The sequence below is a fragment of the Streptomyces sp. 8K308 genome, assembly GCF_004348315.1.
GTDB lineage: Bacteria > Actinomycetota > Actinomycetes > Streptomycetales > Streptomycetaceae > Streptomyces.
The window spans coordinates 1-26,497 of sequence record NZ_SMKC01000068.1; the positions used below are offsets into that span (position 1 = coordinate 1).

The 26,497-nt window shown below is 73.3% G+C and carries 29 protein-coding genes and 1 tRNA gene; 17 read left to right on the forward strand and 13 right to left on the reverse strand.

The features are described from left to right. Window positions 1-26: 26 nt before the first annotated feature. The 3 genes from E1265_RS12900 (at window position 27) to E1265_RS12910 (ending at window position 2,361) form a co-directional block, all read left to right on the forward strand. Window positions 27-102 (forward strand) — tRNA-Arg (locus E1265_RS12900). Window positions 103-247: 145 nt separating this feature from the next. Beyond that, window positions 248-1,453 carry an FAD-dependent oxidoreductase gene (locus tag E1265_RS12905; RefSeq protein ID WP_132930443.1) on the forward strand — a complete coding sequence of 402 codons (1,206 nt, stop codon included), beginning with the start codon at window positions 248-250 and terminating at the stop codon, window positions 1,451-1,453. Window positions 1,454-1,458: 5 nt separating this feature from the next. Next, on the forward strand, window positions 1,459-2,361 hold the full coding sequence (locus E1265_RS12910; protein ID WP_132930444.1) for an RNA polymerase sigma-70 factor: 903 nt from the start codon (window positions 1,459-1,461) through the stop codon (window positions 2,359-2,361). Here E1265_RS12910 and E1265_RS12915 read toward each other — a convergent pair. Further along, window positions 2,342-2,905, reverse strand: coding sequence for a DNA polymerase ligase N-terminal domain-containing protein (locus tag E1265_RS12915; protein WP_132930445.1), 564 nt, complete (start codon window positions 2,903-2,905; stop codon window positions 2,342-2,344). The genes E1265_RS12910 and E1265_RS12915 overlap by 20 nt on opposite strands. Window positions 2,906-2,923: 18 nt before the next feature. Beyond that, window positions 2,924-3,445: an NUDIX hydrolase gene (locus E1265_RS12920; RefSeq protein WP_132930446.1), complete on the reverse strand. Its 522-nt coding sequence runs from the start codon at window positions 3,443-3,445 to the stop codon at window positions 2,924-2,926. A gap of 248 nt (window positions 3,446-3,693) precedes the next feature. On the opposite strand from E1265_RS12920, the gene E1265_RS12925 reads away from it, so the two are divergent. Next, window positions 3,694-4,308, forward strand: a complete 615-nt coding sequence (locus E1265_RS12925) for a hypothetical protein (RefSeq protein WP_132930447.1) — start codon at window positions 3,694-3,696, stop codon at window positions 4,306-4,308. A 36-nt stretch (window positions 4,309-4,344) separates the two neighbouring features. Continuing rightward, a complete protein-coding gene (locus E1265_RS12930) occupies window positions 4,345-5,847 on the forward strand; it encodes an MFS transporter (RefSeq protein WP_132930448.1) in 1,503 nt (500 codons plus the stop codon). Window positions 5,848-5,951: 104 nt separating this feature from the next. Here E1265_RS12930 and E1265_RS12935 read toward each other — a convergent pair whose 3' ends face one another. After that, window positions 5,952-6,413, reverse strand: a complete 462-nt coding sequence (locus E1265_RS12935) for a hypothetical protein (RefSeq protein ID WP_132930449.1) — start codon at window positions 6,411-6,413, stop codon at window positions 5,952-5,954. A 103-nt stretch (window positions 6,414-6,516) separates the two neighbouring features. On the opposite strand from E1265_RS12935, the gene E1265_RS12940 reads away from it, so the two are divergent. Continuing rightward, window positions 6,517-7,383 carry a phosphotransferase gene (locus E1265_RS12940; protein ID WP_132930450.1) on the forward strand — a complete coding sequence of 289 codons (867 nt, stop codon included), beginning with the start codon at window positions 6,517-6,519 and terminating at the stop codon, window positions 7,381-7,383. Window positions 7,384-7,505: 122 nt separating this feature from the next. Here E1265_RS12940 and E1265_RS40285 read toward each other — a convergent pair whose 3' ends face one another. The 3 genes from E1265_RS40285 to E1265_RS12950 all read right to left on the reverse strand — a co-directional run bounded on the left by E1265_RS40285 (window position 7,506) and on the right by E1265_RS12950 (window position 9,210). Then, window positions 7,506-7,628 (reverse strand): hypothetical protein, encoded by a 123-nt coding sequence (locus tag E1265_RS40285; protein WP_279571425.1) that lies wholly within the window; start codon window positions 7,626-7,628, stop codon window positions 7,506-7,508. Window positions 7,629-7,921: 293 nt separating this feature from the next. After that, complete coding sequence (locus E1265_RS12945; protein ID WP_132930451.1) at window positions 7,922-8,713, reverse strand: alpha/beta hydrolase; 792 nt, start codon at window positions 8,711-8,713, stop codon at window positions 7,922-7,924. Window positions 8,714-8,748: 35 nt separating this feature from the next. Further along, entirely contained in the window at window positions 8,749-9,210 is a 462-nt protein-coding gene (locus tag E1265_RS12950; protein WP_132930452.1) for a MarR family transcriptional regulator, read from the reverse strand. Window positions 9,211-9,325: 115 nt separating this feature from the next. Between E1265_RS12950 and E1265_RS12955 the strand changes: the two genes are divergently transcribed. Then, the gene (locus tag E1265_RS12955) at window positions 9,326-9,736 is read left to right on the forward strand and encodes an organic hydroperoxide resistance protein (protein ID WP_132930466.1); all 411 of its coding nucleotides are present in this window, start codon (window positions 9,326-9,328) and stop codon (window positions 9,734-9,736) included. Here E1265_RS12955 and E1265_RS12960 read toward each other — a convergent pair. Next, window positions 9,717-10,748 (reverse strand): helix-turn-helix domain-containing protein, encoded by a 1,032-nt coding sequence (locus E1265_RS12960; RefSeq protein ID WP_132930453.1) that lies wholly within the window; start codon window positions 10,746-10,748, stop codon window positions 9,717-9,719. The two genes, E1265_RS12955 and E1265_RS12960, sit on opposite strands and share 20 nt — an antisense overlap. Before the next feature lie 71 nt (window positions 10,749-10,819). Here E1265_RS12960 and E1265_RS12965 point away from each other — a divergent pair, with 71 nt between their 5' ends. Together E1265_RS12965 and E1265_RS12970 are read left to right on the forward strand one after the other, a co-directional pair. Next, complete coding sequence (locus E1265_RS12965) at window positions 10,820-12,127, forward strand: amino acid permease (protein WP_132930454.1); 1,308 nt, start codon at window positions 10,820-10,822, stop codon at window positions 12,125-12,127. Window positions 12,128-12,214: 87 nt separating this feature from the next. Then, window positions 12,215-12,898, forward strand: a complete 684-nt coding sequence (locus E1265_RS12970; protein WP_243740742.1) for an HNH endonuclease family protein — start codon at window positions 12,215-12,217, stop codon at window positions 12,896-12,898. A gap of 755 nt (window positions 12,899-13,653) precedes the next feature. Here the strand turns inward: E1265_RS12970 and E1265_RS12975 are convergent. The 4 genes from E1265_RS12975 to E1265_RS38950 all read right to left on the reverse strand — a co-directional run bounded on the left by E1265_RS12975 (window position 13,654) and on the right by E1265_RS38950 (window position 18,726). Beyond that, entirely contained in the window at window positions 13,654-15,030 is a 1,377-nt protein-coding gene (locus E1265_RS12975) for a GH1 family beta-glucosidase (RefSeq protein ID WP_132930456.1), read from the reverse strand. Window positions 15,031-15,160: 130 nt separating this feature from the next. Further along, complete coding sequence (locus E1265_RS12980; RefSeq protein ID WP_132930457.1) at window positions 15,161-15,952, reverse strand: VOC family protein; 792 nt, start codon at window positions 15,950-15,952, stop codon at window positions 15,161-15,163. 63 nt (window positions 15,953-16,015) lie between these two features. Continuing rightward, a complete protein-coding gene (locus E1265_RS12985; RefSeq protein ID WP_132930458.1) occupies window positions 16,016-16,195 on the reverse strand; it encodes a hypothetical protein in 180 nt (59 codons plus the stop codon). A 113-nt stretch (window positions 16,196-16,308) separates the two neighbouring features. After that, entirely contained in the window at window positions 16,309-18,726 is a 2,418-nt protein-coding gene (locus tag E1265_RS38950) for a D-alanyl-D-alanine carboxypeptidase (protein ID WP_243740743.1), read from the reverse strand. Between the two features lie 276 nt (window positions 18,727-19,002). Between E1265_RS38950 and E1265_RS12995 the strand changes: the two genes are divergently transcribed. The 8 genes from E1265_RS12995 (at window position 19,003) to E1265_RS40290 (ending at window position 25,291) form a co-directional block, all read left to right on the forward strand. Continuing rightward, the gene (locus tag E1265_RS12995; protein ID WP_243740744.1) at window positions 19,003-19,803 is read left to right on the forward strand and encodes a GPP34 family phosphoprotein; all 801 of its coding nucleotides are present in this window, start codon (window positions 19,003-19,005) and stop codon (window positions 19,801-19,803) included. Window positions 19,804-20,095: 292 nt separating this feature from the next. Then, a complete protein-coding gene (locus E1265_RS13000; RefSeq protein WP_132930459.1) occupies window positions 20,096-20,959 on the forward strand; it encodes a helix-turn-helix transcriptional regulator in 864 nt (287 codons plus the stop codon). Between the two features lie 173 nt (window positions 20,960-21,132). After that, a complete protein-coding gene (locus tag E1265_RS13005; protein WP_132930460.1) occupies window positions 21,133-21,327 on the forward strand; it encodes a DUF397 domain-containing protein in 195 nt (64 codons plus the stop codon). Window positions 21,328-21,438: 111 nt separating this feature from the next. After that, the gene (locus E1265_RS13010; RefSeq protein ID WP_132930461.1) at window positions 21,439-21,666 is read left to right on the forward strand and encodes a hypothetical protein; all 228 of its coding nucleotides are present in this window, start codon (window positions 21,439-21,441) and stop codon (window positions 21,664-21,666) included. Further along, entirely contained in the window at window positions 21,663-22,055 is a 393-nt protein-coding gene (locus tag E1265_RS13015) for a type II toxin-antitoxin system VapC family toxin (protein ID WP_132930462.1), read from the forward strand. The genes E1265_RS13010 and E1265_RS13015 overlap by 4 nt, the downstream gene beginning before the upstream one ends. 105 nt (window positions 22,056-22,160) lie before the next feature. Next, entirely contained in the window at window positions 22,161-22,361 is a 201-nt protein-coding gene (locus E1265_RS13020; protein WP_132930463.1) for an ATP-binding protein, read from the forward strand. A 24-nt stretch (window positions 22,362-22,385) separates the two neighbouring features. Next, complete coding sequence (locus E1265_RS13025) at window positions 22,386-25,175, forward strand: tetratricopeptide repeat protein (protein ID WP_132930464.1); 2,790 nt, start codon at window positions 22,386-22,388, stop codon at window positions 25,173-25,175. Then, window positions 25,169-25,291 (forward strand): hypothetical protein, encoded by a 123-nt coding sequence (locus tag E1265_RS40290; RefSeq protein ID WP_279571426.1) that lies wholly within the window; start codon window positions 25,169-25,171, stop codon window positions 25,289-25,291. Before E1265_RS13025 ends, E1265_RS40290 begins: the two co-directional genes overlap by 7 nt. Here the strand turns inward: E1265_RS40290 and E1265_RS13030 are convergent. Together E1265_RS13030 and E1265_RS13035 are read right to left on the reverse strand one after the other, a co-directional pair. Then, entirely contained in the window at window positions 25,266-25,739 is a 474-nt protein-coding gene (locus E1265_RS13030) for a nuclear transport factor 2 family protein (RefSeq protein ID WP_243740745.1), read from the reverse strand. The two genes, E1265_RS40290 and E1265_RS13030, sit on opposite strands and share 26 nt — an antisense overlap. A 35-nt stretch (window positions 25,740-25,774) precedes the next feature. Further along, window positions 25,775-26,497 (reverse strand): Mut7-C RNAse domain-containing protein, encoded by a 723-nt coding sequence (locus tag E1265_RS13035; RefSeq protein WP_132930465.1) that lies wholly within the window; start codon window positions 26,495-26,497, stop codon window positions 25,775-25,777.

Here is a 26,497-nt window from a genome sequence, read left to right on the forward strand (position 1 = left end):
CCCGCTACACTGGTCGACCACGACGCGCCTTCGTAGCTCAGGGGATAGAGCACCGCTCTCCTAAAGCGGGTGTCGCAGGTTCGAATCCTGCCGGGGGCACCAGGGGAAACGCCCCGGACCGATCACGGTCCGGGGCGTTTGGCATCGCCGGAAAGGCGGAGTGGCACACGTCACATCCCGGCCGTGTCACAGGTGAGCGGGCCGCGCGCATCTGCTGGTCGTCACTGAGCGACGGAGAGGCGGAGCGATGAACGCACCACACCAAAGGCAGCGGCACCACGTCGTGGTCCTGGGGGCCGGGTACGCCGGCATGGCGGCGGCGACGCAGCTGGCGGCCCGCACGAAGAGGCGGCGCGCAGACGTCGCCGTGACCGTGGTGAACGGGCGGGAGCGGTTCACCGAGCGGATGCGGTTGCACATGGCGGCGACCGGGCAGCGGCTCGCTGAGCTGAGCGTTCCGGAGCTGCTGGACGGCACCGGCACGCGGTTCGTGCGGGGCTGGGTGACGGCCGTGGACGCCGACGCGCGCACCGTGCGGGTCGACGACGAGCTGGTGCTGCGCTACGACACGCTGGTGTACGCGCTGGGCGGGGTGGCCGACGCGGCGGCCGTGCCCGGCGCCGAGGACCACGCCCACACCCTGGACGGCGCCCAGGATGCCGAGGTCCTTGCGGACCGGCTGGCGCGGCTCGACGGTGACGGGACCGTCGTGGTCTGCGGCGGCGGGCTGACCGGCGTCGAGTCGGCCGCGGAGATCGCCGAGCGGCACCCGTCGCTCGACGTCGTCCTGCTGGGCAGGGCCGGGCCGGGAGCCGCCATGAACCCCAGGGCCCGGGCGCACCTGCGAGCCGCGCTCGACCGGCTCGGGGTCCGGGTGCGCGAGGGCGCGGAGGTGGTGAAGGTGCTGCCCGGCTCGGTCGAGTTGGCGGGTGGCGAGAGCGTGCCGGCCGACGCCGTGCTGTGGACGAGCGGCACGCGGGTGTCGCCGCTGGCGGCCGCCGCCGGGCTCACCGTGGACGAGCGGGGACGCGTCGTCGTCGACGCCGCCCTGCGGTCGGTGTCGCACCCGGAGGTGTACGCGGTCGGCGACGCGGCCGCGATCAGCCAGGGCTACGGCGTCATGCACGGCACCTGCCAGGGTGGCATGCCGACCGGGGTGCACGCGGCGCTGACGATCCTGCGGGTGCTCGCCGGCCGGCGGCCCAGGCCGTTCCGGTTCGGCTACTACCACACGCCGGTGAGCCTGGGGCGGGGCGACGCGGTGGTGCAGTTCACCCGCCCCGACGACAGCCCGCGCCGGCTCTGCCTCACCGGCCGCGCGGCGGTCTGGTACAAGGAGACGGTGACCGCCGCGCCCTGGCCGACCTACGGCCGGATGACGAAGCTGCCCGCCTCGGGCGCGTTCTGGCCGCGCGGCGGCCGGTTCACCCGCGTCCGGAACGACGCCCGGTGACCGGCATGGCCACCGACGACGACCAGCGGGTCTTCCGCGACCACCGCAACCTGCTGTTCTCCGTGGCCTACCGCGTGCTCGGCTCGGCGGCCGACGCCGAGGACGCGGTCCAGGACACGTGGCTCAAGTGGTCGGCCGCCGACCGCTCCCAGGTGGCCGACCCCAGGGCCTACCTGACGCGGATCGTGACGAACGAGGCGCTGGCGCAGCTGCGTTCGGCACGCCGCAAGCGGGAGAGCTACGTGGGCCCGTGGCTGCCGGAGCCGATCCTCACCGGCCGGGACGCCGCAGATGCCGTCACGGACGCCGAGTCGGTCTCGATGGCGATGCTGGTGGTGCTGGAGACTCTGAGCCCGCTGGAGCGCGCGGTGTTCGTGCTGAGGGAGGTCTTCGACTTCGGCTACCCGGAGATCGCCGAGGCGGTGGAGCGCTCCGAGCCCGCCGTGCGGCAGGCCGCGCACCGTGCGCGTGCGCACGTGCGGGCCCGGCGGCCCCGCTTCACCGCCGACCGCTCCCGCCAACGCGAGGTCACCGAACGGTTCTTCGCCGCCGCGACCGGCGGGGACGTCAACGCCCTGATGGAGTTGCTCTCCCCGGACGTCACGCTGTGGACGGACGGCGGCGGCAAGGTGCGCCAGGCCCTGCGTCCCGTGGTGGGCGCCCGGACCGTGGCCTCCTGGTTCGCGGCCATCGGCACCGTCACCTACCAGGGCGTCGACCCCGCCGACATGCGCGCCGAACTCGTCGAGATCAACGGCGGCCCCGGCATCCTGTTCAGCGCGCCGGGCCGGGTGATCGCCACCGTCACGTTCGACTTCGATGCCGAGGGGCGTGTCACCGCCATCCACAACGTGGCCAACCCCGACAAGCTGCGGGCGATCGCGGACGCTATCGTTCCTCGGCCGTGACCTGCCGCAGCGTGCGGCCGGTTCGCGCGGAGCGGGCGCGTTGCGGGTCGGGGGTGCCGCGTGACGAGGCGTGGCGGTCGGCCCGCTTCACCAGCAGCCAGGCGTTCTCGCGGAACCGGGTGAGGGCGTAACCGCCGTGCAGCTTCGCGCCGTTCAGCCAGAACGACAGGTGTCCGCGGTGCAACGCCTCGGCCACCGGGCGGCCCTGGGGGCGGTAGGTGCCCTCGTCCCAGATGATCACCGGGCCCGCGCCGTACTCGCCCCGGCCGATCAGGCCCTCGAAGTCCCGGTACTCCAGGGGGTGGTCCTCGGTCGGCATGGCGAGCCGCTTGTCCTGCGGGTCTGTCGAGGGCCCCTTGGGCACCGCCCAGGACTTCAGTACGCCGTCCGCCTCGAGCCGGAAGTCGAAGTGCGTGGTGCTGGCGTCGTGGATCTGCACCACGAACCGTGGCTCCGCACCGAACTCCGGCTCACCGCCCCGCGGCTCCGCCGTCCTGGCGAAGTCCCGCTTCCGCCGGTACTCCGTGAGGTCGTCCCTGCCCACCCCTCCATGCTGGCAGCGCTACCCCCGCACCGCATCCGGAACGACGACCCCCTCGCGCAGCTCGGCCGTCCGCCCCTCCGCACGGGCCGCGAGCGCGGCGCCCACCCGGCGGGCCAGCACCGGGACCAGACGCGCTCCCACCAGCGCCGGCTCGACGAACGCGAACGCGCGCAGCTCGTCGGCCGGGAGCCGGATACCGGCGACCTCGGCCGGCGACAGCGGCCCGCCGTCGTACACGTAGGTCAGGCCCTCGCTCCGTCCCGGCCGGGGGCCCGTCCAGTCCACGGCGAGCAGCCGCCCCAGCGGCCGCACCAGGCCCAGCTCCTCCTCGATCTCCCGGACCGCCCCGTCCCGCGGACTCTCGTCCTCCTCGACGGCGCCACCCGGGATCTCCCACGGCTCCTTGTACACGGGATCCACCAGCAGCACCCGGCCCACGCCATCGAGGAACAGCGCGCCGGCCGACACCCGCTTGCGCGGCAACGACCGGTCGTAGTCCGAGAGATCCGACGGGTCGGAGAGGGGTGAGGGAATCGTCATGGCCCAGAGGCTAGCCGTGTCACCGACCGCTCGGGCGCCGCCAGCGGGGTGCCGTCGGGCTCGGGCGTCCCACGCGGGCCGTTCCACCGGGGTGGGGTTTCCACAGGTCAGAGGTGGTTTTGGCATTCCACTGCGGCGCGTTGGGCGGTGGGCGTTGGCGGTGGGACGGGGGGCGGTCGAGACTCCGTGGCGTTGGCGCATCCGTTCGGATGGCGCATCCATTCGTTCCTTCAGGGGGGACATCCGTCATGACCAACCGATCCGGCCTCGCCCGCGCCGCCTGTGCCGTCGTGATCAGTGGGGTCGCGCTCGCCGGCACGCTCGTGTTCGGGGGTGGCACCGCGAACGCGGACGGTGGTTACCGTCCGCTGGAGGCGGGCGACCTGCCGCCCAGCTCGACACCGTGGACCGCCGGGCCGCTCACGGCGGGCGCGGGTGACCCGCTGTTCTGCCTGGAGGACGCCGTCTCGGACCGCGGCACGGTGCGGCGGGACTTCCGTACCGACCTCGACACCTCGGCCACCCAGATCATCGTCGAGCGGAACAGCGCGGCCGCCGCCCGCCGCACGGTGAACAGCCTGCGCGCGGCCATCGAGAACTGCGCGGACCGCTTCGAGCGGCAGTACCCGGGCAACACGGCCGACTGGGTCGACTACGGGGGCGTCGCGGCCGGGGACGGGGGCCACCTCTACGGCATCGAGTCGTCCTTCGAGGGGATCACCCAGGACGTGCACCTGTTCGGCGTCGGCCGCGACGGCGACGTGGTGACGGTCGTGGTGTGGGGGCAGATGGGTCGGCTCGACACCGCGCCCGTGGAGGAGTTCCGCGACACCACGGGGACGGCCGTGGAGCGGCTCGGCTGAGCGGCGGACCCGCCGCCGGGCGCGGATGATGGGGGCATGGCACGGTCGGGTCCGGTCGACGCCGGGCAGCTGACCACCCGCTCCCCGGTCGGACGTCGGGTGCTCGCCTGCGCCGTGCTCGGCTCGGGGATGGCGATGCTGGACGGCACCATCGTCACCGTCGCGCTGCCCCGCATCGGGGCCGACCTCGGCGCGCCGCTCTCCGCCCTGCAGTGGACGCTCAACGCCTACATGCTGACCCTGGCCGGGTTGATCCTGCTCGGCGGCGGCCTCGGCGACCGCTACGGGCGGCGGCGGGTCTTCGTCTGGGGCGTCGTGTGGTTCACGGTGGCCTCGGTGCTGTGCGGGGTGGCGCCGAGCGGCCCGGCGTTGATCGCCGCGCGCGCCCTGCAGGGGGTGGGCGGGGCGCTGCTCACGCCGGGTTCGCTGGCGCTGATCCAGTCGTCGTTCCGGACCGAGGAGCGGGCCAAGGCGGTCGGGCTGTGGTCTGGGCTCGGCGGGGTCGCCACCGCCCTCGGCCCGTTCGTCGGCGGGTGGCTGGTGGACGGCCCAGGCTGGCGTTGGATCTTCTTCATCAACGTGCCGTTCGCGGCCGTCATCCTGGTGCTCTCCCGTGGCGTGCCGGAGAGCCGCGACTGGCGCGCCAGCGGCCGCTTCGACGTCGCGGGCGCCGCGCTGGCCGCGCTCGGCCTCGGCGGGGTCACGTACGCGCTGATCGGCCGCTTCTGGCCGGCCGCGGTCGGCGGACTGGCGGTCGCGGCGGGCTTCGTGTGGTGGGAGCGGCGCGCCCCGCGGCCCATGCTGCCGCTTGGCGTGTTCCGCTCCCGGCTGTTCACCACCACCAACCTGGTCACGCTCTGCCTCTACGCGGCGCTCGGCGGCGTGTTCTTCCTGCTGCCGACCCAGCTGCAGAACGGCCTCGGCTATGACGCGCTGGGCGCCGGCGTCGCCACGCTGCCGATGACGCTGCTGCTCACGGCGCTCTCCGGGCCGGCCGGGGCGCTGGCCCAGCGGATCGGGCCGCGGCTGCCGATGGCGCTGGGCGCGCTGCTCGGGGCGGGTGGGCTGCTGTTGCTGCACCGGGTGCACCCGGCCGGCTCCTATCTGGCGGACGTGCTGCCGGGCGTCGTGGTGCTCGGCCTCGGCCTCAGCCTGTTCGTGGCGCCGCTGACGGCGACCGTGCTGGCGTCCGTCTCGGTGCGGCGGGCCGGCGTGGCGAGCGGCGTCAACAACGCGGCGGCGCGGGTGGCGCAGCTGTTCGCGGTGGCCGCGCTGCCGCTGGTCATCGGCCTGTCCGCCGACGAGTACCGGTCGTCGGCCGCCGTGGACGTGGCGTTCGGCCGGGCCATGCTGATCTGCGCCGGTCTGATGGCGGCGGGCGGCCTGCTGACGCTGGCGACGGTCCCTGCCCGGCTGCCGCTGGAGGAGGGCGAGCCGGCCGCGACGCCCGAGTGCACCCGGCACTGCGCGGTCAACGCGCCCCCGCTTGAGCCGGACCGAGGGGACGGGGACGGAAAGGACTCACGGCGCGACGCCTGAGCGCTCCGCCGGGAGTGCCGCGACAGGCCGTCCATCGCCTGCCGCGCCGTCGTGGCGTCGCGCCCACGCGGCGGAGCCGCCCAGCGTTGAGGACCCGCTTCCCTTCAGGGCACCGAACCGCGGCGGACTTCCCCCCACCCGCGGAGCGGACACGGCAGGCTGGGGTCGGTGTGATTGGGGGAGCAGCCGATGACGTCGAGGGTGAGGTAGCCGGTGCCGCGCAGGTACCAGCCGGCGTGCACGTCGCCGCCCCAGGCCAGGGTCTCGGCGGCGAGCCGGGCCCGGTCCCGCGCCCGCTCGCGGTCGTGTTCCATGGCGAAGGCGGGCGCGGCACGACCCTGCTCGCGCCGGAACCACTCGGCCGCCTCCTCGGCCGTCCGGCAGGTGTGGGCGATGGCGGAGGCCGGCCGCAGCAGCCAGTCGCTGATCCGGATCGGGGTGCAGGTGTTGGCGAGGAAGCCGGGGGAGGGGCCGGGCCCGAGGCCCGGCCTGCGGTCGGCCTCCTGGTCGTAGACGCGGCGCTCCCCCTGCCAGTGGTACGCGTGAAAGTGCGCGGGTGCCGTCACACCACTTCTGGGTCGTCAACGGCGCGCGTCCGCTGAACGCCCAGACCGGTGACGCCGTCGGTCGGCGGAGGTGGGCGGATGGGGTGTACTACCCTCGTCGACCATGGACCTGTCGCGTGCCGAACTCGTCGGCGAGGGGATGGAGGGCTCCGTCTACCGGCTCGAAGGCGGCCTGATCGGCAAGGCGTGGCGCGAGCGCGGTGCCGACGAGCTGCGGCCGTTGATCGCCTTCTACGAGGAACTGGCCGCGCAGGGGCTGCCGTTCGCCACGCCCTTGATCGTCGAGGTGGCGGAGCGGGACGGCCGGGCCCTCACCGTGGAGCGGGAGTTGCCCGGCACCCCGCTGAGCGCCGCCGGTCTGGCGCCGGCCGCCGCCCACGACGCCGTGGTCGCGGTGGTGAAGGACCTGGCCGCCACCACGGCGGGGCCCGCGACCCGTGCGCTGCTGCTGATGGGCGAGCGGATCGCCGCGCGCCCTTCGCTGCCCGAGCTGGTCAGGCGGCGGGCCGCCGCGTTCCGGCCGGTGCTGGCCGCGGCCGTGCCCGGCTTCGACGCGCTGCTCGACCGGCTGCTCGAACGCCTCGACGGGGCGGCGGAGACGGGATCCGCCGAGCGGATCGTGCACGGCGACATCTGCCCGCCCAACATCCTGGTCGACGCGGCGGGGCGGCCCACCGCGCTGCTCGACTGGGGCCTGCTCACGACGGCCGGCGACAACGCCTTCGACGCCGCCACGGCCGCCGCGTTCTTCGACATGTACGGCCCGGAGGCGGCCGTTCACCACGAGACGTTGGCCGGCCGGCTGGCCGAGACGCTGGGGTACGACCGCGAGTGGCTGCTGGTCCAGTTGGGCGCCTACGCCGTGGCCAGCGCCTGCGCCTACGACCCGGAGGGTCGGGACGGGCACTTCGCCTGGTGCGTCGACGTGTTGGCGCGGGCGGATGTGCGGTCGGCGCTGGGAGTCGCGTAGGCGCTCAGGGCTCCCTGCGGGCGAACAGGTCCTTCGCCACGGTCGGCGTGCCCCGGCGGGGGGAAGTGATGCCGCCCGAACGGCCCATGTTCACCCGTTCGAGTGGGGCCGGGAAGGCCAGGTCAGAACCGGTGCCCGCAGGCCAGGCAGGCCTCGCGGTCGTCGGGGCAGGTGGCGCCGCAGTCGGGGCACTGTTTGAGCGCGAGGGGGGTGGTCCTGGCGGCCAGTTCGGTGGTCGTGGTCATGCCTGGGTCGCTCTCTTCCGCTTTCCGGGGTCGCCGCGCCGCTCCCCCGCGCCGTGGCCGCCGCCCGCGCAGCGGGCGCAGGGGGAGGCGACGTCCCCGTCGTGGTGCTGGTCGACGTGCCGTTCGTACTGTTCCTGTGCACGTTCTTGATACCCGGTGAGCTGCGACTGCCACGTGCAGTCCGGATTGTCACATAAATACCGGTAGAAGGTCCGCGCCACGAGAGCGATGGAGATCACCTCTTTCCGCGACGATAGTGGCCCGAGAGTCCGGGCGCGGACCAGAGGGCGCGGTCAGCCGGCGTGGGCCCGCGCGAGGAAGCCCGTGACCAGCGCGAGCCACGCCTCGGGCGCCTCGACGAACGGCAGGTGGCCCGAGGGGAGTTCGGCGAACCCGGCGCCCGTGATGCCGGCCGCCACCTCGCGGTGGTGGTGCGGGGTCACCAGCAGGTCGTGGGCGGTGGAGATCACGAGCGTGGGCACCGTGATCCGGCCGAGGTCGGGGCGGACGTCCAGGCTGTCCACCAGCCCGAGTTGGTCGATCGCGCCGGGTGGCGCCGGGGCGCGGCAGGCCTCGACGAGCGCGGCGAGCCCGGCCTCGTCGAGCCCGTCGAGGAACGGCGTGCCGGGGCCGTGCAGCGCCGCCCAGCGCGCGGACCGCTCGGTGTCGCCGCTGGTGAGCTGGGCGAGCCAGTCCTCGACCAGCAGCCGCATCCGGGGGCCGGCGTGCGCGAAGCCCGCGGTCACCACGAGCGCCGTCACGCGCTCCGGGTGCCGGGTCGCGGCGCGGATGGCCAGCGCGCCGCCGAGCGAGTAGCCGAGGACGGCGAAGGTCTCGAGGCCCTCCTCGACGGCCGTGGCCACCAGGTCGTCGACGAGGCGGTCGAGGTCCAACTCCTCCGTGGTGCGCGGGGTGCGGCCCGAGCCCGGGTAGTCGGGGCCGACGACGGTGTGCCGCGCGGCGAGTCCGTCCAGGAGCGGGCCGTAGTTGCCGTCGATCGAGCCGGTCGCGCCGTGTGCGAGCAGGAGTCCGGGGCCCGAGCCGCGCGCGACGCGGCCGAGACCCGTGGGTGTCGGGGTGTTCATGGGGCCGAAGCTAGGAGCTGACACCGGTGGCAGGGTCAAGCGCGGGTGGCGGGGATCAACGGCACCGCCGCGTCAAGCGCGGCGGTGAGCCTGCCAAGGCGCTCCCGCAGGTCCACGACCTCGGCCAGCGAGAGACCGGTGGCCTCGGCGATCCGGCGCGGGATCGCCTCGGCGTCGGCGCGCAGCGCGGCCCCGGCCTCGGTCGGGCTGACGGTGACCGAGCGCTCGTCGTCGGCGCTGCGCCTGCGGTGCACCAGGCCGGCGGCCTCGAGGCGCTTGAGCAGTGGTGAGAGGGTGCCGGAGTCGAGCCGCAGCAGCTCGCCGATGCGCTTGACCGGCAGCTCGCCGTGCTCCCAGAGCACCAGCATCACCAGGTACTGCGGGTAGGTGAGACCCACGTCCCTGAGCACCACGCGGTAGACGTTGCCGAAGGCGCGGGAGGCCGCGTTCAGGGCGAAGCAGATCTGCTGGTCGAGGCGCAGGTACTCGGAGGTCATGGCTCCAGGGTAGCCGAGTCGCCCCCTACTCGATTGCGCACAACTGAATGGCGTGCAACCATATGCGGCGTTGGTCGACGACGGGTCGACGGACGACGAGAGAGAGTGGGACACCATGGAGGCGATCTACACCGCCGCGGCCACCGCCAACGGGCGGGACGGCCGCGCCGTCAGCACCGACGGGCAGCTCGACCTGGCGCTCGCCCTCCCGCCGGCCCTCGGCGGCGACGGCAAGGGCACCAACCCCGAGCAGCTCTTCGCCGCCGGCTACGCCGCCTGCTTCTCCAGCGCCCTGGCCATGATCGCGCGCGGCGAGAAGATCGACGTCAGCGAGGTGTCGGTGACCGCCGAGGTCACCGTAGGCAAGGACGAGGTCGGCTTCGGGCTCGACGTCGCGCTCCGCGTCGAGCTGCCCGAGGGGCTGGCCGGCGAACCGGGCGAGAAGCTGGTGGAGCGCGCCCACCAGGTCTGCCCCTACTCGCGCGCCGTCCGGGGGAACGTGCCGGTCACGCTGATCGTCGAGTAGGCGCCGCGCCCGGCGGGCGCCCCGCCCGGTGCCGGAACACCTCACGGTAGGTCGCCGGCGCCACCCCCGCCAGCCGGCGGAAGTGGTGCCGCAGGTTCGGCGCCGTGCCGAAGCCCGTGCGGTGCGCCACCGCCTCGATCGGGGCGTCCGTGGTCTCCAACAACTCCTGTGCGAGACGCACCCGTTCCTGCAGCAGCCACTGCAACGGCGTGGTGCCGAGCGTCTCCCGGAAGCGGCGCGCGAAGGTGCGCTCGCCGAGCCCCGCCGCCCGTGCCAACTCGGCAACCGTCAAAGGCTGTTCGAGCCGGGCGCGGGCCCAGTCGAGCACCGAGCCGAGCCCGACGCCGCCGCTGCCGGCCGCCGCCGAGCCGCGGCGCGGCTGCCGCGCGTACTGAGCCTGGCCGCCCTCCCGGTGCGGCGGCACCACCATCCGGCGGGCCACCTCGTTGGCCGCCGCCGCCCCGAGGTCGGCGCGCACCAGGTGCAGGCACAGGTCGATGACCGAGCCGGTGCCGGCCGAGGTCAGCACGTCGCCGTGGTCGACGTACAGCGGCGAAGGGTCCACCTCGACGTGGGGGAAGCGGCGCGCGAAGTCCTCGGCGTACATCCAGTGCGTGGTCGCCCGCCGGCCGTCGAGCAGTCCGGCCGCGGCCACGATGTACACCCCGGCGCACAGCGACACGATCCGCCGGCCGAGCTCGTGCGCCCGCCGCACCGCGGCCACCAGACCGGCCGGCGGATCCTGGGCGCGGTCCACGCCGCACGCGGCCACCACCACCGTGTCGGCCGTCGGTATCCCGTCGAGGCCGTAGGGCGCCGGCACTACGAGCCCGTGCGCCGTGCGCAGCGGACCCGGCTCGCCCGCGCACATCCGCAGCTCGTACCAGGGATCGGCGATGTCCGGCCGGTCGATGCCGAACACCTCACAGGGCACGGCGAGTTCGAAGGTGGGCAGGCCGTCGGTCACGGCCAGCGCCACCACGTGCCGCCGCGCGGAACCGTTCGCACTCATGGCGGGAATTTATCGCACCACGTCGTTTCCGCCCATGGCCGTGCGATCGTCCCGGGCCCGAGGCTGCCGGGGTGACCACCACACCCACCGAACCGTCGACGCGACGCCCGCCCGTCGCCCCGCCCGCCGCACCCGTCGGCGGCCGGCTCACCGCCGCCCAGGGCACCGCCCTGTACGTCGGCGCCGTGCTCGGCACCGGCGTGATCGCGCTGCCCGCGCTGGCCGCCGAGGCGGCTGGCCCCGCCTCCCTGCTCGCCTGGCTCGCGCTCGTCGCGCTCTCCGCCCCGCTGGCCGCCACCTTCGCCGCGCTCGGCGCCCGCCACCCCGACGCGGGCGGCGTCTCCACCTACGCCCGGCTGGCCTTCGGCGACCGCGCGGCGGCCATCGTCGGCTGGTGCTTCTTCTTCGCCGTGCCGGCCGGGGCGCCGGCCGCCGCCCTGTTCGCCGGCGCCTACGTGGAGGCGGTCGTCGGCGGCGGGACCTCCACCGTCGTGACCACGGGCGCCGGCCTGATCCTCGCCGTCACCGCCGCCAACGCGGCGGGTCTCCGGCTCACCGGCCGCCTCCAACTCGTCCTCGCCGGGCTGCTGGTGACGCTCGTCCTCGGCGCCACCCTGCTGGCGCTGCCCGAGGCCGACACCGACAACCTCCAGCCCTTCGCGCCGCATGGCTGGGCGGCCGTCGGCACCGCCGCCACCCTGCTGGTGTGGAGCTTCGCCGGCTGGGAGGCGATCACGCACCTGGCCGGCGAGTTCCGCCACCCCGCCCGCGACCTGCCGCGCGCCACCGCCGTCGCCGTGCTGGTCGTCGGACTGATCTACCTCGCCGTCGCCTTCGCCGTGGTCGCCGTCCTCGGCCCGGCCGCCGCCGACACCGAGGCCCCGCTCGGCGAGCTGATGGCCCACGCCCTCGGCGGCGACGGCCGGCTGCTGGCCGCCGGGCCCGCGCTGCTGCTCTGCTTCGGCACCATGAACGCCTACTTCGCCAGCGCCGCCAAGCTGGGCGCCGCTCTCGGCCGGGACGGCGCGCTGCCGCCCTGGCTGGCGCGCGGCAGCGTCGCCGGCGAGGTGCCGCGCCGCAGCCTGGCCGTGATCGCCGGCGGCTCGGCCCTCTCGCTGGCCGCCGTCGCCGCGCTCGACCTCGGGCCACGGCCGCTGGTGCTGCTGAGCACCGGCTGCTTCGTCACGGTCTACGCCGTCGGCGTGGCCGCCGCGCTGAAGCTGCTGCCCCGCCGCAGCGGCGGCTGGGCGGCAGCGCTCGTCTCCCTGATCGCGGTGCTCGCGCTGCTGCTGATGTCGGGCCGCTACCTGCTGTGGCCGCTGCTGCTCGCCGGCGCCGCGCTGCTCTACCTCGGGATCCGCCAAAGGGCGCGCGCCTGAACGGAGGTTACCGTTCTGGCAGGTCTGTCAGGCGCGAACCCGGCGAGCGGGAGGGGCATCACCATGCGAGGCGGCGGAACCCACATAGTGGCGAGGGCGATCGGCGCGGCGGCGCTCGCCCTCGCCGTCGGCGGCTGCGCCCTCGAAGACGTGGTCGACGAGAGCGACGACGACGCGGCCCAGTCCTCCAGCGGCCCCGGCGGCTCCGAGGCCGGCGACCTCCTCCCGGGACTGCCGACCCCGGATGAGGCCCGCCGGCTGCTCGACGGACTCACCGTCGCCGAGCCACGCCCCATGACCGGCTACTCCCGGGACGCCTTCCCGCACTGGACCACCACCGACGGCTGCACCACCCGGCAGACCGTGCTGGCCCGCGACGGCGCCGACGTCACCGTGGACGACGACTGCCAGCCGACGTCCGGGAGTTGGGTCAGCGCCTACGACGGCGAGACCTTCGAGGACGCCGGCGACCTGGACATCGACCACATCGTCCCGCTCGCCAACGCCTGGCGCTCCGGCGCCGACGCGTGGACCGACGACCGGCGCGAGGAACTGGCCAACGACCTCACCCGCCCCCAACTCCTCGCGGTCAGCGCCGCGAGCAACCGCTCCAAGGGCGACCAGTCCCCGGACGAGTGGCTGCCACCGGCCGAGGACTTCCACTGCGACTACGCCATCGCCTGGACGACCGTGAAGGACTTCTACGAGCTGACCATCACGACCGCCGAACGCGACACGCTTGCCACCGCGTTGGACGACTGCGCGAACTGACGCGACGGCGCGACGCGCGCTGACCGCCGTCCCCGGCACGTCGCGGCGTACCGCCGGTCCGGCACCGGGGCCCGGGCCCCTTCCGGGGGCAGGCGCACCGCCGCCCGGGCCGCCTGGTGACGCCCAGCCGGGTGGCCCGGCGCGCCGGTTCAGGAGCGCGGCCCCGACGGCCTGTCGGGCGGGCATTCCGTAGGCCGTGCGGTACGGCGAACCGCCGGTGCGGCGCCGGGCCGAGGCCCCCTTCCCTGCGGGGGCGACCGACTGCCCCGGGCTGTCGCCCGGCCCTCCTTCCCAGCGGGCGGCGAACCGTCGCCCCCGCGCCGCCCGGGCATCCCGCGTGCCGGTAGGGCCGTCCGCGCCCCTGTCGCGGCGAGGTTTCGGGACGGCGCCGGCCGCCCCGGGCTGCGGCCCGTGGCCGCCCCGAGGGCGGGCCGTGGCGCGCTGTGCTCCGGTGGTGCTTCTACGGGTGCGCCTTCGAGGCGGTTTGTCGGACGGCGAAGCATGGCCCCCGGCGTGGTGCCGGAAGCTCGAGGGCTGTACGGCCGTCCCAGCCGCTCCGGGTTGCCGCCCGCAGCTGCCCCATGGGCCGGTCGGAGTCGCCCGCGACCGTGTCGCGGCGGGGTTTCGGGGCCGGCGCCAGCCGCCCCGGGGGCAGGAGCCCTCGGTGGCGGCGCCGACCGCCCCGGGGCCCAGGTGGTGTCTCTACCGGTGCCCCTTCGGGGCGGTCTGGGCGCCAGCCCTGCTCCGCGCCAGCCCTAGAGCGCGTTGGCGCGGGTGATCTCCGAGAACCAGTGGCCGCTGTCCTTCAACGTCCGTCGCTGGGTCTCGAAGTCCACGTGGACGAGCCCGAACCGCTTCGAATAGCCGTGCGCCCACTCGAAGTTGTCCAGCAGCGTCCACACGAAGTAGCCCCGCAGGTCCACGCCTTCGCCGATCGCCCGGTGCGCGGCGGCGAAGTGCCGCTCCAGGTACGAGCGGCGGTCCTCGTCACGCACCCGGCCGTCGGGCGTCACCTCGTCCGGGAACGCCGCGCCGTTCTCCGTCACGTACAGCGGCAGCGGCCCGTACTCCCGCCACACCCGGGTCAGCGTCTCGTAAAGGCCGTCCGGGTCGATCTCCCAGCCCATCTCGGTCACCGGCACCCCGGGCCGCTTCACGAACTCCACGTCCTCCGAGCCCACCCAGTGCGAGGGGTGCCCGGGGCGCGCGGTGCCGGCCCGCACCACGTGCCGCGAGTAGTAGTTGATGCCGAGGAAGTCGATCGGCGTGGAGATCACCGCCAGGTCGCCGTCCCGCACGTGGTCCGTGCCCGTGACCTCGGTCAGGTCCTTCAGCACGTCGGCCGGGTAGGAGCCGCGCAGCAGCGGGTCGAGGAAGAAGCGGTTCATCAGCCCGTCGATGCGGCGCGCCGCGTCCCGGTCGGCGTCGGCCGGCGTCGCCGGGTCCACCGGGTAGAGGTTGACGGTGGTGCCCAGGTTCGTCGCCCCCTGCGCGCGCAGCGCCCGCACCGCGAGTCCGTGGCCGAGCAGCAGGTGGTGCGCGGCCCGCACCGCCGCCGCGCCGTCCGTGCGGCCCGGCGCGTGGTGGCCGCTCGCGTAGCCGAGGAACGCCGCGCACCACGGCTCGTTGAGCGTCGTCCAGTCCTCGACCCGGTCGCCGAGCCGCTGGTGGATCAGCGCCGCGTACTCGGCGAACCGCTCGGCCGTGTCCCTGGCCGGCCAACCGCCGGCGTCCTCCAGGGTCTGCGGCAGGTCCCAGTGGAACAGCGTCACCCAGGGCTTGATGCCGTGCTCGAGCAGCCCGTCCACCAGCCGCTGGTAGAAGTCGACGCCGGCGCCGTTGAGTTGGCCGCGCCCCTCGGGCTGGATGCGGGGCCAGGCGAGCGAGAACCGGTAGTGGCTCACGCCCAGGTCGGCCAGCAGGCTCAGGTCCTCGGGATAGCGGTGGTAGTGGTCGTCCGCGACGTCCCCGGTGTCGCCGCCCGCGGTCTTGCCCGGGGTGTGCGAGAAGGTGTCCCAGATGGACGGCAGCCGCCCGTCCTCGTGCACCGCGCCCTCGATCTGGTAGCTCGCGGTCGCCGTGCCCCAGACGAAGCCGTCCGGAAAGCGCACCTGGCTGAGGTCCTGTGTCATGGCGGGAAGACTTTCTATGACATGTCTATGAGTGTCTACGAGAAACGCGCGAATCACGTCCGAATCACGGCACGCCACGAATCACGCTGGGTCCAGCGAAGGTTAAGCCACGCCCGCCCGCGGCCGTCCCTCACCTCGGCGCTCGCGCCACCCGCCGCAGCGGCACGCCGTCCGGATCGACGCGCGCCAAGCCCTCGTCCGCCGCGAGGCCGATGGCCCGCAGCCCGCGCCGCCCGTCGTCCTCCTCGGGCGCCGGCCTGGTCGGCGCGGTGAACGAGAACACCTCCAGCACCGCGGGCCCGGCCCGCAGGTAGTCGATGACGAAGCCGCGCGGGTCCTGGTCGTGGACCAGCCGGCCGATCACCGGGAAGCCCAGGGTGTCCCGGTAGTACGCCAGGGTGGCGTCCAGGTCGGCCACCGTCACCGCCACGTGGTCGAACACCGGGCCCGCGCCCGCCGGCCGCGCCTCGGCCAACCGGCGTTCGTGGTCCGCCAGTTCCGGGGTGACCACGGAGTGGTAGTCGAGGTGGCCGTCAATGATCTCCAGCAGGGTCCCGTCCGGGTCACGGAAGAAGGCCAGGTTGACGCCGCCGACGGCGGCCGTCGGCTCCACCGTGAACTTCACGCCCGCCGCGCGCAGCCGCTCCGCCTGCCGGAACACGTCGCCGACCCTGAGGCCGAAGTGCCGCATCCCGCGCTGCAGGTCGTCCGCCTCGGACGCCCGCTCCGCCGCCGACATCTCGACGAGCTTGACCAGGGCGCCGTCCGCGTCCAGCCAGTGCGTACCGGCCGCCGCCGGCTCCGGGGCCTCGGCCGCGCGCCGCAGCCCGAGCGTTCCGCGGTAGAAGTCGAGCGAGCGTTCGGCGTCGCCCACGCCTATCTCGACATAGGACATTCCGGCTGAGGTGCTCATGGTGCTCATGGGCCTTCCCTTTCGGCTCACCTTCGGCCGGCCGCCGGCGCGCTGTCGGCCGGCCGCGCCGGCTCACCGTGGCGAGCGGTATCTCTCGGCCTTGTCCAGGATCGCCGTGAACCGTTCCCACTGCGCGGCGGCCTCAGCGGTCGGACCCACGGTGAAGTCCTCCGGGTCCAGGAAGTCCAGCCGCTCTCGCGTGGCGGGGTCCAGGTCCCGCCACGCCGCCTCATCCTGCGGTGACCGAGCCACAGTCGGTGCCCCATGCGTTGTCAAGCCATAGCCTCAGACCCGCCGGTGGGGAGGGGACGAGGGACGTTTCCTCGCGCCTCCCCGGCCGCCGGGCCAACGACTCTAGCGCGACCTCAGCCCAGGCGCAGCAGCCTGTCGGTGAACCCGGGTTCCGTGAGGTCCTCGCCGAGCGCCACGGGCACCGAGGCGCCACCGACGCTCACCGTGCCCACCTCGGTGCCGGCGTCGGCCGTGCCGGGCACGCCGTCCCCGCCCGCCGTCAACTCGACCCGCACCTCGAGGCCGTCCCAACCGGCCGCGTGGACGTCCTCGGTGACCACCACCGGGGTGTGCCCGCCGAGCCCGTCGTCCACGTAGCCGATCTCCTGCCCCGCGGTGAACACCGTTTCCCCGCGCAACCGTTCCTGTGCGAACTCGATCAGCTCCCGCCCCGCGTTCAGGGCGCCGATGAGGATCGAGTTGTCCACCGGGTCCGGCGGCTGGGTGAGCACCGCGCCGATGATCATCTGCTGCTCGCCGTCGATCTCCTGGACCGCGGCGAACAGCAGGTTGCCGCCGGCGGCCGTCGTCGTGCCGGTCTTGATGCCCACCACGTCGCCAGGCGAGACGAGCTGGTTCCAGTTCGAGTGGTTCTCACCCTGGCTGTCGTCGTAGGAGAGCTGCGCGACGATCTGCCGGAACACCGGGTCCTCCATCGCGGCCCGGCCGAGCAGCACCTGGTCCTCCGCGGTGCTGACCGTGTCGGAGCTCAGACCGCTCGGGTCGGTGTAGGTGGTGTTCTCCATGCCGAGCTCGGCGGCCGTCTCGTTCATCTTGTCGACGAACTCCTCCTCCGAACCGGCGTCCCAACGGGCCAGCAACCGCGCCACGTTGTTCGCGGACGCGATCATGATCGCCTGCAACGCCTCGTACTGCGACATCTCCGAGCCGGCGGTGACCTCCACCGTCGACTCGCCGTCGTCGCTCAACCCGGCGTCCTGCTCGGCCTGTTCGTCCACCGGGATGGACGCGCCGGGCGAGTCGAGCTCCATCGGGTGCTCCTGGAGGATCACATAGGCGGTCATCACCTTCGCGACCGAGGCGATCGGCACCGGCTCCTGCTCGCCCGACGTGCCGAAGTCGCCCAGGCCCTCGACCTCCAACGCCGCCTGCCCGGAGGCGGGCCACGGCACGGACGGCGCCTCGCCGTCGAAGGTGAAGCTCTCCGCGGCGGTCAGCCGCAGCCCCGGCTCGGGCAGCGGCCGAAGCGACTGCGCGACGACGAGGACGACCAGCAGCAGCACCGCGAGGGGCGTGTAGATCTTGACCCGCCGCAACGTCGTCCGCAGCGCCGTCGGCGGCGGCGCCGGCTTGTTGGTGAGCGCGGCGAGCAACTCCAACGGATCCCGCTCCGAATCCGCCGGCGGCGGCGCGACGGACGGCATGGGCGGAACGGGCGCGGGTGCCGGCGCGGGTGCCTGGGCCGGCGCCTGCGCGGCGGGCGTGGGCGGGGTGTCCGGCTTGGACGGAGTCCGGAGATGCGTCGTCGCCTGGTCCGTCCTGGGCTTGCTGTCGGCCGGCACCCGGAGGAAGGTCGTGGCCTGGTCGACGGCCTTCTTCTCCTCCTTGGCCTCCTTGGCCTCCTCGGTTCTGGCCGGTGCGCGCAGGAACGTCGTCGCCTGGTCGACGCCATCCTTCGCCTGCTCCGGCAGCCGCAGCACGGTGGTCCGCTCACCGCCACCGCTCGCCTTGCCGGCGGACTCGTCGCCGTCCCCGTCGGCCGGCTCCGCACTCGGCCGCTGGCCGGCCACGGCCGGCTTGTCGTCGGCGTCGGTCGCCGGCTCATGGGTGGGGTGTCGGTCGTCCGCGCTTGCCGCGTCGGCCCTGGCCGGCGTCCGCGCGGCCTCGGCCGGTGCCTGGTCGGCCTGGGCGGTGTCCGTGCTGTCCGTCCGTGCCGGTCTGTTGGCCTCGGTGGCGGTCTCCGCGTGCGGCCGCTGGTCGGTCCCGGCGGCGTCCGTGCGGTCCGCTGGCGCCTCGTCGGCTGCGGCAGTCGCCGGCTTGGTGGTGGTTGCTTCGTTGGTGCCGGCTGGGGCCGGCGTCCGGGGTTGGTTCTGGTCGCCGGTCTGGGTGCCGGTGCTTGGCGCGGCCGGTGCCTGGTCGGCCTGGGCGGTGTCCGTGCTGTCCGTCCGTGCCGGTCTGTTGGCCTCGGTGGCGGTCTCCGCGTGCGGCCGCTGGTCGGCCTCGGTGGCGTCCGTGCGGTCCGCTGGCGCCTCGTCGGCTGCGGCAGTCGCCGGCTTGGTGGTGGTTGCTTCGTTGGTGCCGGCTGCCGCCGGTTCGTCGTTGGCGTCGGTCGCCGGCTCGTCGGTGGGGGGCCGGTCGCCCGCGCTTGGCGCGGGGGCCGCTTCCGCCCTGGCCGGCTCGGCCGCCGCCGGCGGCGTCGCGCGGCTCGTAGCCGGCTGATGGCCGGCCTCGCTCGCCGTTGGCGAGTCCGTGTCGGCCTCGGGAACCTTCGCGTCGTCGGGAAACCTTTCCAGCCCCTCAGGCGTCTTCACCGATGACTCCCGCTCCCGATCCCGTCCCGAAATGTCCGGGGACTCGCCCGACACTCATGCCTCCCTGCAGTTGTTCATGATCCGAACCGCTCGCTCTACCAGTCTGCCGGGTCCTGTGCACCTCGGTACGCCACGCCCGCGATGGCGGAAACGGGCGGCTTGACCCCTTGGACGACAACGACATGTCTACGGGTTCCATCACAAATCAACCACGCACTCTCGACAGAACAATGTGAGAGGCGTCACCCTGTCTTTCATCCACGCGGGGAGGCATGGATGGGCAGGAGTCGTAGAACCATTCCGGAGGAGTTGCTGTTGCTCGCTCTGGACCCGGCCACGGGTACCACAGCGCAGCCACAGTCGCTCGACCTCGGCCTTGCCGGGGCGCAGCTCGTCGAGCTGGCCCTGGCCGGGCGGATAGCCCCTGACGGGGACCGAATAGCCGTGATACTGCCACGGCCGACCGGAGATCCCACCCTGGACACCGCCCTCGAGTTGCTGCGCAGGCGCGGCAGCCCGGTGCGGGCCGTCCACTGGATCGGCGGGCCCAGGCTCGGGCTACGCCAAACCTATCTCACACACCTGGAGCGCTGCGGCATGGTCGCCGCGGTGGAGAACCAGATGTGCGGGGTGCTGCCGACGACCAGGTACCAGGCGACGGATACCGCGGTCAGTCGACAGATCCGGTCTCGGCTGGACACCGCGATCCGCACCGGCACCCCGCCGGACGCGCGGACCGCGGCCCTGGCGGCGCTGGCTCACGCGGTCGGCCTGGGTAAGCACCTGTACCCCGGGAACGAGGGGCGGTCCTCCCGCTCCCGGCTCCGGGACCTCATCAGGCACGACCCCATGGGCGGCCTCGTGGCACACGCCGTGATGGACGTGCAGAACGGTGTCGCCGGTCAGGTGGCGGCCGCCGCCGCCCGGCGCGCACAGCCGAGCGCCGCGCCGCGCAAGGCGGCGCGCACACCGGCGCCGACGGCCATGGCTGTGGTCGGACAGTCGAGCCAAGCTCCTGAGCAGATTCGGCGGAGAGGAGTGACGCGAGCCGCAGTACGTCCTTCGCTGTCGCACTGAGCGCACCGCGCACTGAGCGCACCGCGCACTGAGCGCACCGCGCACGACGCGACACCGCGCACGACGCACGACGCACCACCGCAAGCACCCCTGAGCGCAGCACCTCTTTGACTTGACCGGGAGCCGCGTTTCGGGCACGGGGTGTGGCGAGGGCCGTGAGGAACGACGGCCGTCGTCACACCCCCTGCCTGTTCCCGCGCACGTTCTGTCGCCAATACCCAGCGGAGACGCCCGTCGAATGGCAGTCTGCTGAGTTAGGAAGTCAGCTGATCACGACGGAGGTGCACAGTTCGTGGCGGGCAATGTCAATCCGACTGTCCGGCGACGCCGGCTCGGCCAGGAGTTGCGGCGGCTCCGCGAGGACCGCGGGATGACCGCGGAGGAGGTGGCGGACCGGCTGCTGGTCTCCCAGTCGAAGATCAGCCGACTGGAGAACGGGCGGCGCAGCATCAGCCCGCGTGACGTCCGCGACCTCTGCGGGGTCTACGAGGTCGAGGACCGTCGTCTGGTCGACTCCCTGATGCAGATGGCAAAGGAGTCGCGCCAGCAGGGCTGGTGGCACGCCTTCGCCGAACTCTCGCCCACGTACAGCGTCTACATCGGCCTGGAGGCCGACGCCTCCTCGTTACGGGTCTACGAACCACAGGTGGTGCCGGGGCTGATGCAGACGCCGGCGTACGCCTCCGCCGTGATATCGGGTGCGCTGCCGGAGGTCGGCGAGGACGAGGTCGCCAGCCGGGTGCAGGTCAGGATGCGGCGCCAGCAGCGGGTCTGGGACGACAGGCAGCCACTGCGGCTGTGGGCCGTGGTGGACGAGGCGGCGCTCCGCCGCCAGGTCGGCGGGCGCGCCACCATGATCGACCAGTTGGGTCGGCTGATGGAATGTTCGCGACTGCCGCACGTCACGCTCCAGGTGATGCCTTTCACCGCCGGCGCGCACCCGGGTGTGAATGGCCAGTACACGATCCTGGAGTTTCCCGAGGCGACCGATTCCACGGTCATTTATCTGGAGGGCGGCACCAGCGATCTCTATTTGGAGAAGCCGCATGACGTGCAGCACTACAGCGTGATGTACGAACACCTCAGAGCCCAGGCGCTCAGCCCCGAGGAGTCGCGGACGCTCATCGCCAAGATCACGGAGGAGTACGGGAGTTAGTACCCGGGAGACGGCGGGCCGGGCAGCGTACACCCATGTTTCCGGTCGCTGGGGAAAAGCCGTGGACGAACCATCCGGTCGGGTGAAGCAGCGCAACTCGCGCCCATCCTGACTAGTACGGTCGCCGCGTCGGCAGGACATCCCCACCGATAAAACTGACCGGAGCGGAGAACATGGCAATCGAGCACGGCAGCACGCGCACCTGGACCAAGTCGTCGTATTCCGGGGGTAACGGCGCCTGCGTCGAGGTGAAGTCCCCGGCGCGGGAACACCTCGCCGTCCGGGACTCCAAGACCCCGACCGGGCCGCGCCTGAGGTTCGCCCCCGCTTCGTGGTCGGCGTTCCTCGACACGCTCCCCCGCGACTGACCACCGCCGCCGCGGCGCCGTCCGGCCCCTCCCGGGCCCGAACGGCGCCGCGGTCGCGGATAGCATGCGTTCCGCATGCATGCATGCGGAACGCACGCTAACCTGGATGTCATGGCGAACATCCAGATCAAGGACGTGCCCGACGACGTTCACAGGGCTTTGAAGCACCGTGCCGTGGATGCCCATCAGTCGCTCAACGAGTACCTGCGGCAGCGGTTGATCGAGGAGGTGAGGACGCCGACGGTGGACGACATACTGGCCAGGGCCCGTGAGTCGGCGACGGCCGACTACTCGATCGACGAGCTGTTGGGTCACATCGACGAGGGGCGCGGTCTGTGATCGTCGTCGACTCCTCTACCGTCGTGCTTGCGCTCACGCACGGTGGAAACCTTGGCCGAGAGGCGTCGAAACGTCTGACCGGGCAGCGGCTGCTTGCTCCCTCGGTGATCGATTTCGAGGTCGCTCACGCCATGCGGGGCCTGGTACAGGGGGGGAAGATCACGGCTGAGAAAGGGCAGACAGCGCTTGCCCTGGCAGCCTCGCTTCTGATCAGAAGGACACCCGGCTATGTGCTCTTCGATCGGGTCTGGGATCTGCGGCAGGACCTCTCTGCCTATGACGCGGCCTATGTCGCGCTCGCTGAGCACGCGCGGTGCACGCTCGTGACGGCTGACGCGCGTATCGAGCGAGCAGGGGTCGCTCGATGCCCGATCGACACCATCGGCTGAGACGGGACGTGAGTAGGCGCGGCTGCCGCAACTGACCGGGGCCGTTGCCGGGCGTGAGCGCTCTGCGGCAGGCTGGGCGGTCGGGTCGTGGAGGAGGGGGCGCGGGTGGCCGAACGGCGGTTGTCGCGGCAGGAGTTGAACCGGCAGTGGCGGCGCAGCGGGTTCATCGGGCGGGAGCAGCAGCTCGACGTCTTCCGCCGCAATCTGGGGCGCGACCCGGAGAGCCCGGACTTCCGGTACCTCTTCCACGTGCACGGCAACGGCGGCGTCGGCAAGACCTCGTTGATCCGGCAGTGGGAGCAGTAGGCCAGGGAGCGCGGCGCGGCCACCGTGACGGTGGGCGACGAGGTGCACGACGTGATCGAGGCCATGGCGGCGGTGGCCGGCCGGTTGCGCCGGGATGGGAAGCCGCTTGAGCGGTTCGAGAAGCGGCTGAAGGAGTACCGGCAGCGGCGCCACGAGGTCGAGCGCGGGCAGGCGGCCGCGGAGCCGGCGGCCGATGTGCCGTCGGTCGGCGGGCTCGTCACCGCGCAGGCCGGCCTCGCGGCGGCCGGTGCCGTGCCGCAGCTCGGTGCGGTCACCGGGGCGATGGATCCCACGACGGTCGCGCTGAGCATCGACCGGGCCAGGTCCTGGACGTCGGCCCGGCTGCGCGCGCCCGAGGACGTGCAGTTGGTGCTGTCGCCGGTGAAGCAGCTCACCCCCGTCTTCCTCACCGACCTCGCCGAGGCTGCCCGCGAACGGGCGTTGCTCGTCCTCTTCTTCGACGGGTACGAGCGGCTCGGCCCGCTGCTTGACGGCTGGTTGCGGCAGGTGATCCAGGAGGACACCCACGGCGTGCTGGAGGCCAATGTCGTGGTGGTGCTGTCGGGTCAGGGCCGGCTCGATCCGCGCCACTGGGCCGACTGGGCGTCGGATGCCGCCGAGGTGCCACTCGACGTGTTCAGCGAGCAGGAGGCGCGAGATCTGCTCACGGCACGCGGCGTCACCGATCCCGACACCGTCGAGGTGATCCTGCGGCTCTCCGGCCGACTGCCCGTCCTCCTCGACATGTTGGCCCACCCGCGCCCCGCCACGCCCGGCGAGGTGGTCGACCCGGCCGAGACGGCCGTGGAGCGGTTCCTGAAGTGGGAGCACGACCCGGACCGCCGCGCCGCGACCCTCGCCTGTGCCCTGCCGCTCCACCTCGACGAGGACGTCTACCGCACGCTGGCGCCGGAGGGCGCCGCGGATCAGTACCCGCGGCTGCGGAACCTCCCGTTCGTCGGCCACCACGACGGCCGTCACCGCTACCACGACACGGTGCGGGCGCTGATGCTCCGGCACCAGCGCGGCCAGTACCCGACGCGCTGGGCGGCACAGCAGGCCACCCTGTCAGACGTCTACCGGGCGCGCCGCGAGGCCCTGGAGGCGGACCTTACGCCGCACCGCGATCAGGGCTACTGGCATCGCGCGCGCTGGCGTGAGGCGCGGCAGGGCGAGACGTACCACCGCCTGTGCGCCAACCCGGCCGCCGCCCTGCCGACGGCCGTCGCGGACACGGTTGGCGTCTGCCAACGCACTTCGGCGCTGCGGCAGTGGGTGCAGACGCTGGAGCGCGCCTGGCGGGACACCGATGCCTCGGAGTTGGCCCACTGGGCGCGGCGACTCACTGAAGCTGTCGAGTCCGAGCAGCCCACGGAGCGGGTCCTGGCCCTGCTGGTGGTCGCCCCGGAACTCGACGCCGCGGCCCGAGCCGCCGCCTACACGCTCAGCGGCCGCCTGCACTACGACAAGGGGGAGTACGAAGAGGCCGTCCTCGAGTACGACGAGGCTCTCCGACTCGCTCCGGACAGCGCGTGGGCGCTCGCCTACCGCGGGGACGCCTGCCGTCTTCTTAGGCGTTACGACGACGCGCTCCGCGACCTGGACCGCGCCATACAGCTCGACGGCTCCTATGCCTGGGCCCTGGGGGTTCGCGGCAGCCTCTTCAGTGGCCTGCGACGTTACGAGGAGGCGCTGCGTGACCTGGACCGGGCCATCGATCTGGAGACCGACAGCGCCTGGGAACACGCCCAACGCGGCATGGTTCACAGGTTGTCCGGGTGGTATGAGGCGGCTGTCGCCGACTTCGACAAGGCCATTCGCCTCGGCAAGGACGATGCGTGGACCCGCTGGAACCGCGGCGCGGCCCATAACTCGGCCGGACTCATCGAGGAAGCGGTGCGGGATTTCGATCGGGCTCTGGATATGGAACCCGACGACGCGTGGGCGCACGCCAGCCGAGGGTCCGCATACCGGTTGGCGGGAAGCATGGACCTCGCGGTCGTCGACCTTGATCGCGCGCTGGAACGCGACCCTGACAACCCGTGGGCGTACGCGGAGCGTGGGGAGGCACACCGGCTCGCTGGCCGGCCCGAAGAGGCGGTCGCCGACCTTGATCGCGCGCTGGAACTCGACCCCGACTACGCCTGGGCCTTCGGCACACGTGGGCAGATCCACCGTTCGGCTGGGATCTTCGAGGCCCCCCTGCGTGACTACGGCCGTGCCATCGAGCTGGATCCCGACAAGGCGTGGCTGCACCACGGGCGGGGCGAGACCCACCAGTTCGCCGGCGATCACGAGGCGGCCATCGCCGACTTCGCCGAGGCCATCCGGCTCGATCCCGGCATGGCGACGGCATACGCCGAGCGGGGGCACAGCCGCCTCGCGACCAGGGCCTACGCCGACGCGATCAGCGACTACGACCGGGCCCTGCGGCTCGGCGGGCTCACCCAGGACTCCCACGAGTGGGGCACCACACACACCTGGGCCCTGATCAGACGCGGCGAGGCCCGGCTGCTCTCCCGCGCCGCCGGCGCCGCCCTCGACGACCTCGCCGAAGCGCTGGGGCGGGCACCCGACCACGCCTGGGCCTGCCTCGCCCGCGCGCTGGCCGCTCGGCGCCTTGGCGATGCCGAGGAGGACGCGTACTGCGACGGGCCCTTGACCTCCTCACCGAGGACTCCGAGGGCAATGACGTGGCCCTGGGAAACCTCGTTCTCCTGCACTGCATGCGACCGGACCGGGAGGCGGCCCTCCGTACGCTCGACCGCTTTCTCGCCGCGCCTCCCGCGCCGTGGATGTTTCCCGAGATGCTGAACATCCTGGAGCGGTACGAGCGTGCCGGGTTGCTCGACCCGGTCGCCCTGACAGGGCCGAGGGAGCGGCTGCGGGAGGCTTACGCGGCGCTCAGCTCGGGGTGCGCAGGAACGTGAGCGCGATGTCGGCCTGGTCGAAGCGCCAGCCGGCGGGGGTGCGGACGGCGCGGTAGGTGAGGCGGGTGGCGGCCTGCTGGTAGGGCGGCTCGCCGTCCCGGTAGAAGAAGGCGAGTTGGTTCGCCGTGGCCGAGGCCCGGTCGCCGTCGAGGGTGACCAGGACGTCGCCGTGCAGGTGGTGGGTGCGCTCCCCCTCGGGGTGCTGGCGGTGGAGGTGGGCGGTGACCTCGGCGAGGCCGCGCAGTTCGCCGCCGCGGGGGGAGTGGACGACCACGTCGTCGGTGTAGACGGTGTGGGCGTCGTCGAAGCGGCCCTCGTCGAGGAGGCGGGACAGGCGGGCGAAGAGGTCGGCGATCTCGGTGCGGTCGGCGAGGGTGGCGACCGTGGTGGTGGGCATGGCGAGAAGGCCCCATTCGTTGGACAGGCCAATGTTGGTGTCGCCAACCATACTCTCGTTTGTGGGTTGCGCCAACGAATGGCGGCTCAGCCGGTCGCGCCCCCGTCGCCGAACTCCGCCACCGCCTCGTCGACGATGCGGGCCAGCTGGGCGTGGTGCGCGCCGCGCCAGTAGACGCGGCCGCAGGAGCCGCACTCCGCGAAGACGTCGTAGGTGCGCCGCGTGCCGCCCTCCAGGCGGGTGGCGACCGCCGACTTGTCGGCCGCGCGCAGCTCGCCGTTGCAGGCCGTGCAGCGGGTCCACGGGGCCAGGCGGGGCGTGAACCGGCCCAGGACGTCGCGCAGTTGCTCGTCCGGGCGGTCGCTGCGCACGAACGCGCCGGCCCACAGCTCGCGGCGGTGCAGCAGGCCGCGGTCGCGGGAGAGGAGCACGCGGCGTTCACGGGCCGAGCGGGCGGCCAGGGTGGCGTCGCCGATGTCCGTGGACTCGTACGCCGCGTCGACGCCGAGCAGCCGCAGCCGCCGCGCCAGCGTGCCGAGGTGCACGTCGAGCAGGAACCGCAGCGGCGCGCCCGGCACCCGCTGCGGGCGCGCCACCGGGGCCACCTCGACCGTCTCGCCGTCCGCCGGGACGTGGGAGGTCGGCACCTCGCGGCCGTCGACGACCAGCCGGCCGACCTCGGTCAGCGGCACGCCGAGCGACTCGATGACGTGGCCAAGCGAGGAGACGCCATCGGTGGAGATCCGGGTCTGCTCGCCCCGGCGCGCGGTCGCGACGAAGAACCGCAGCTCGGGGGCGAGGCGCAGCAG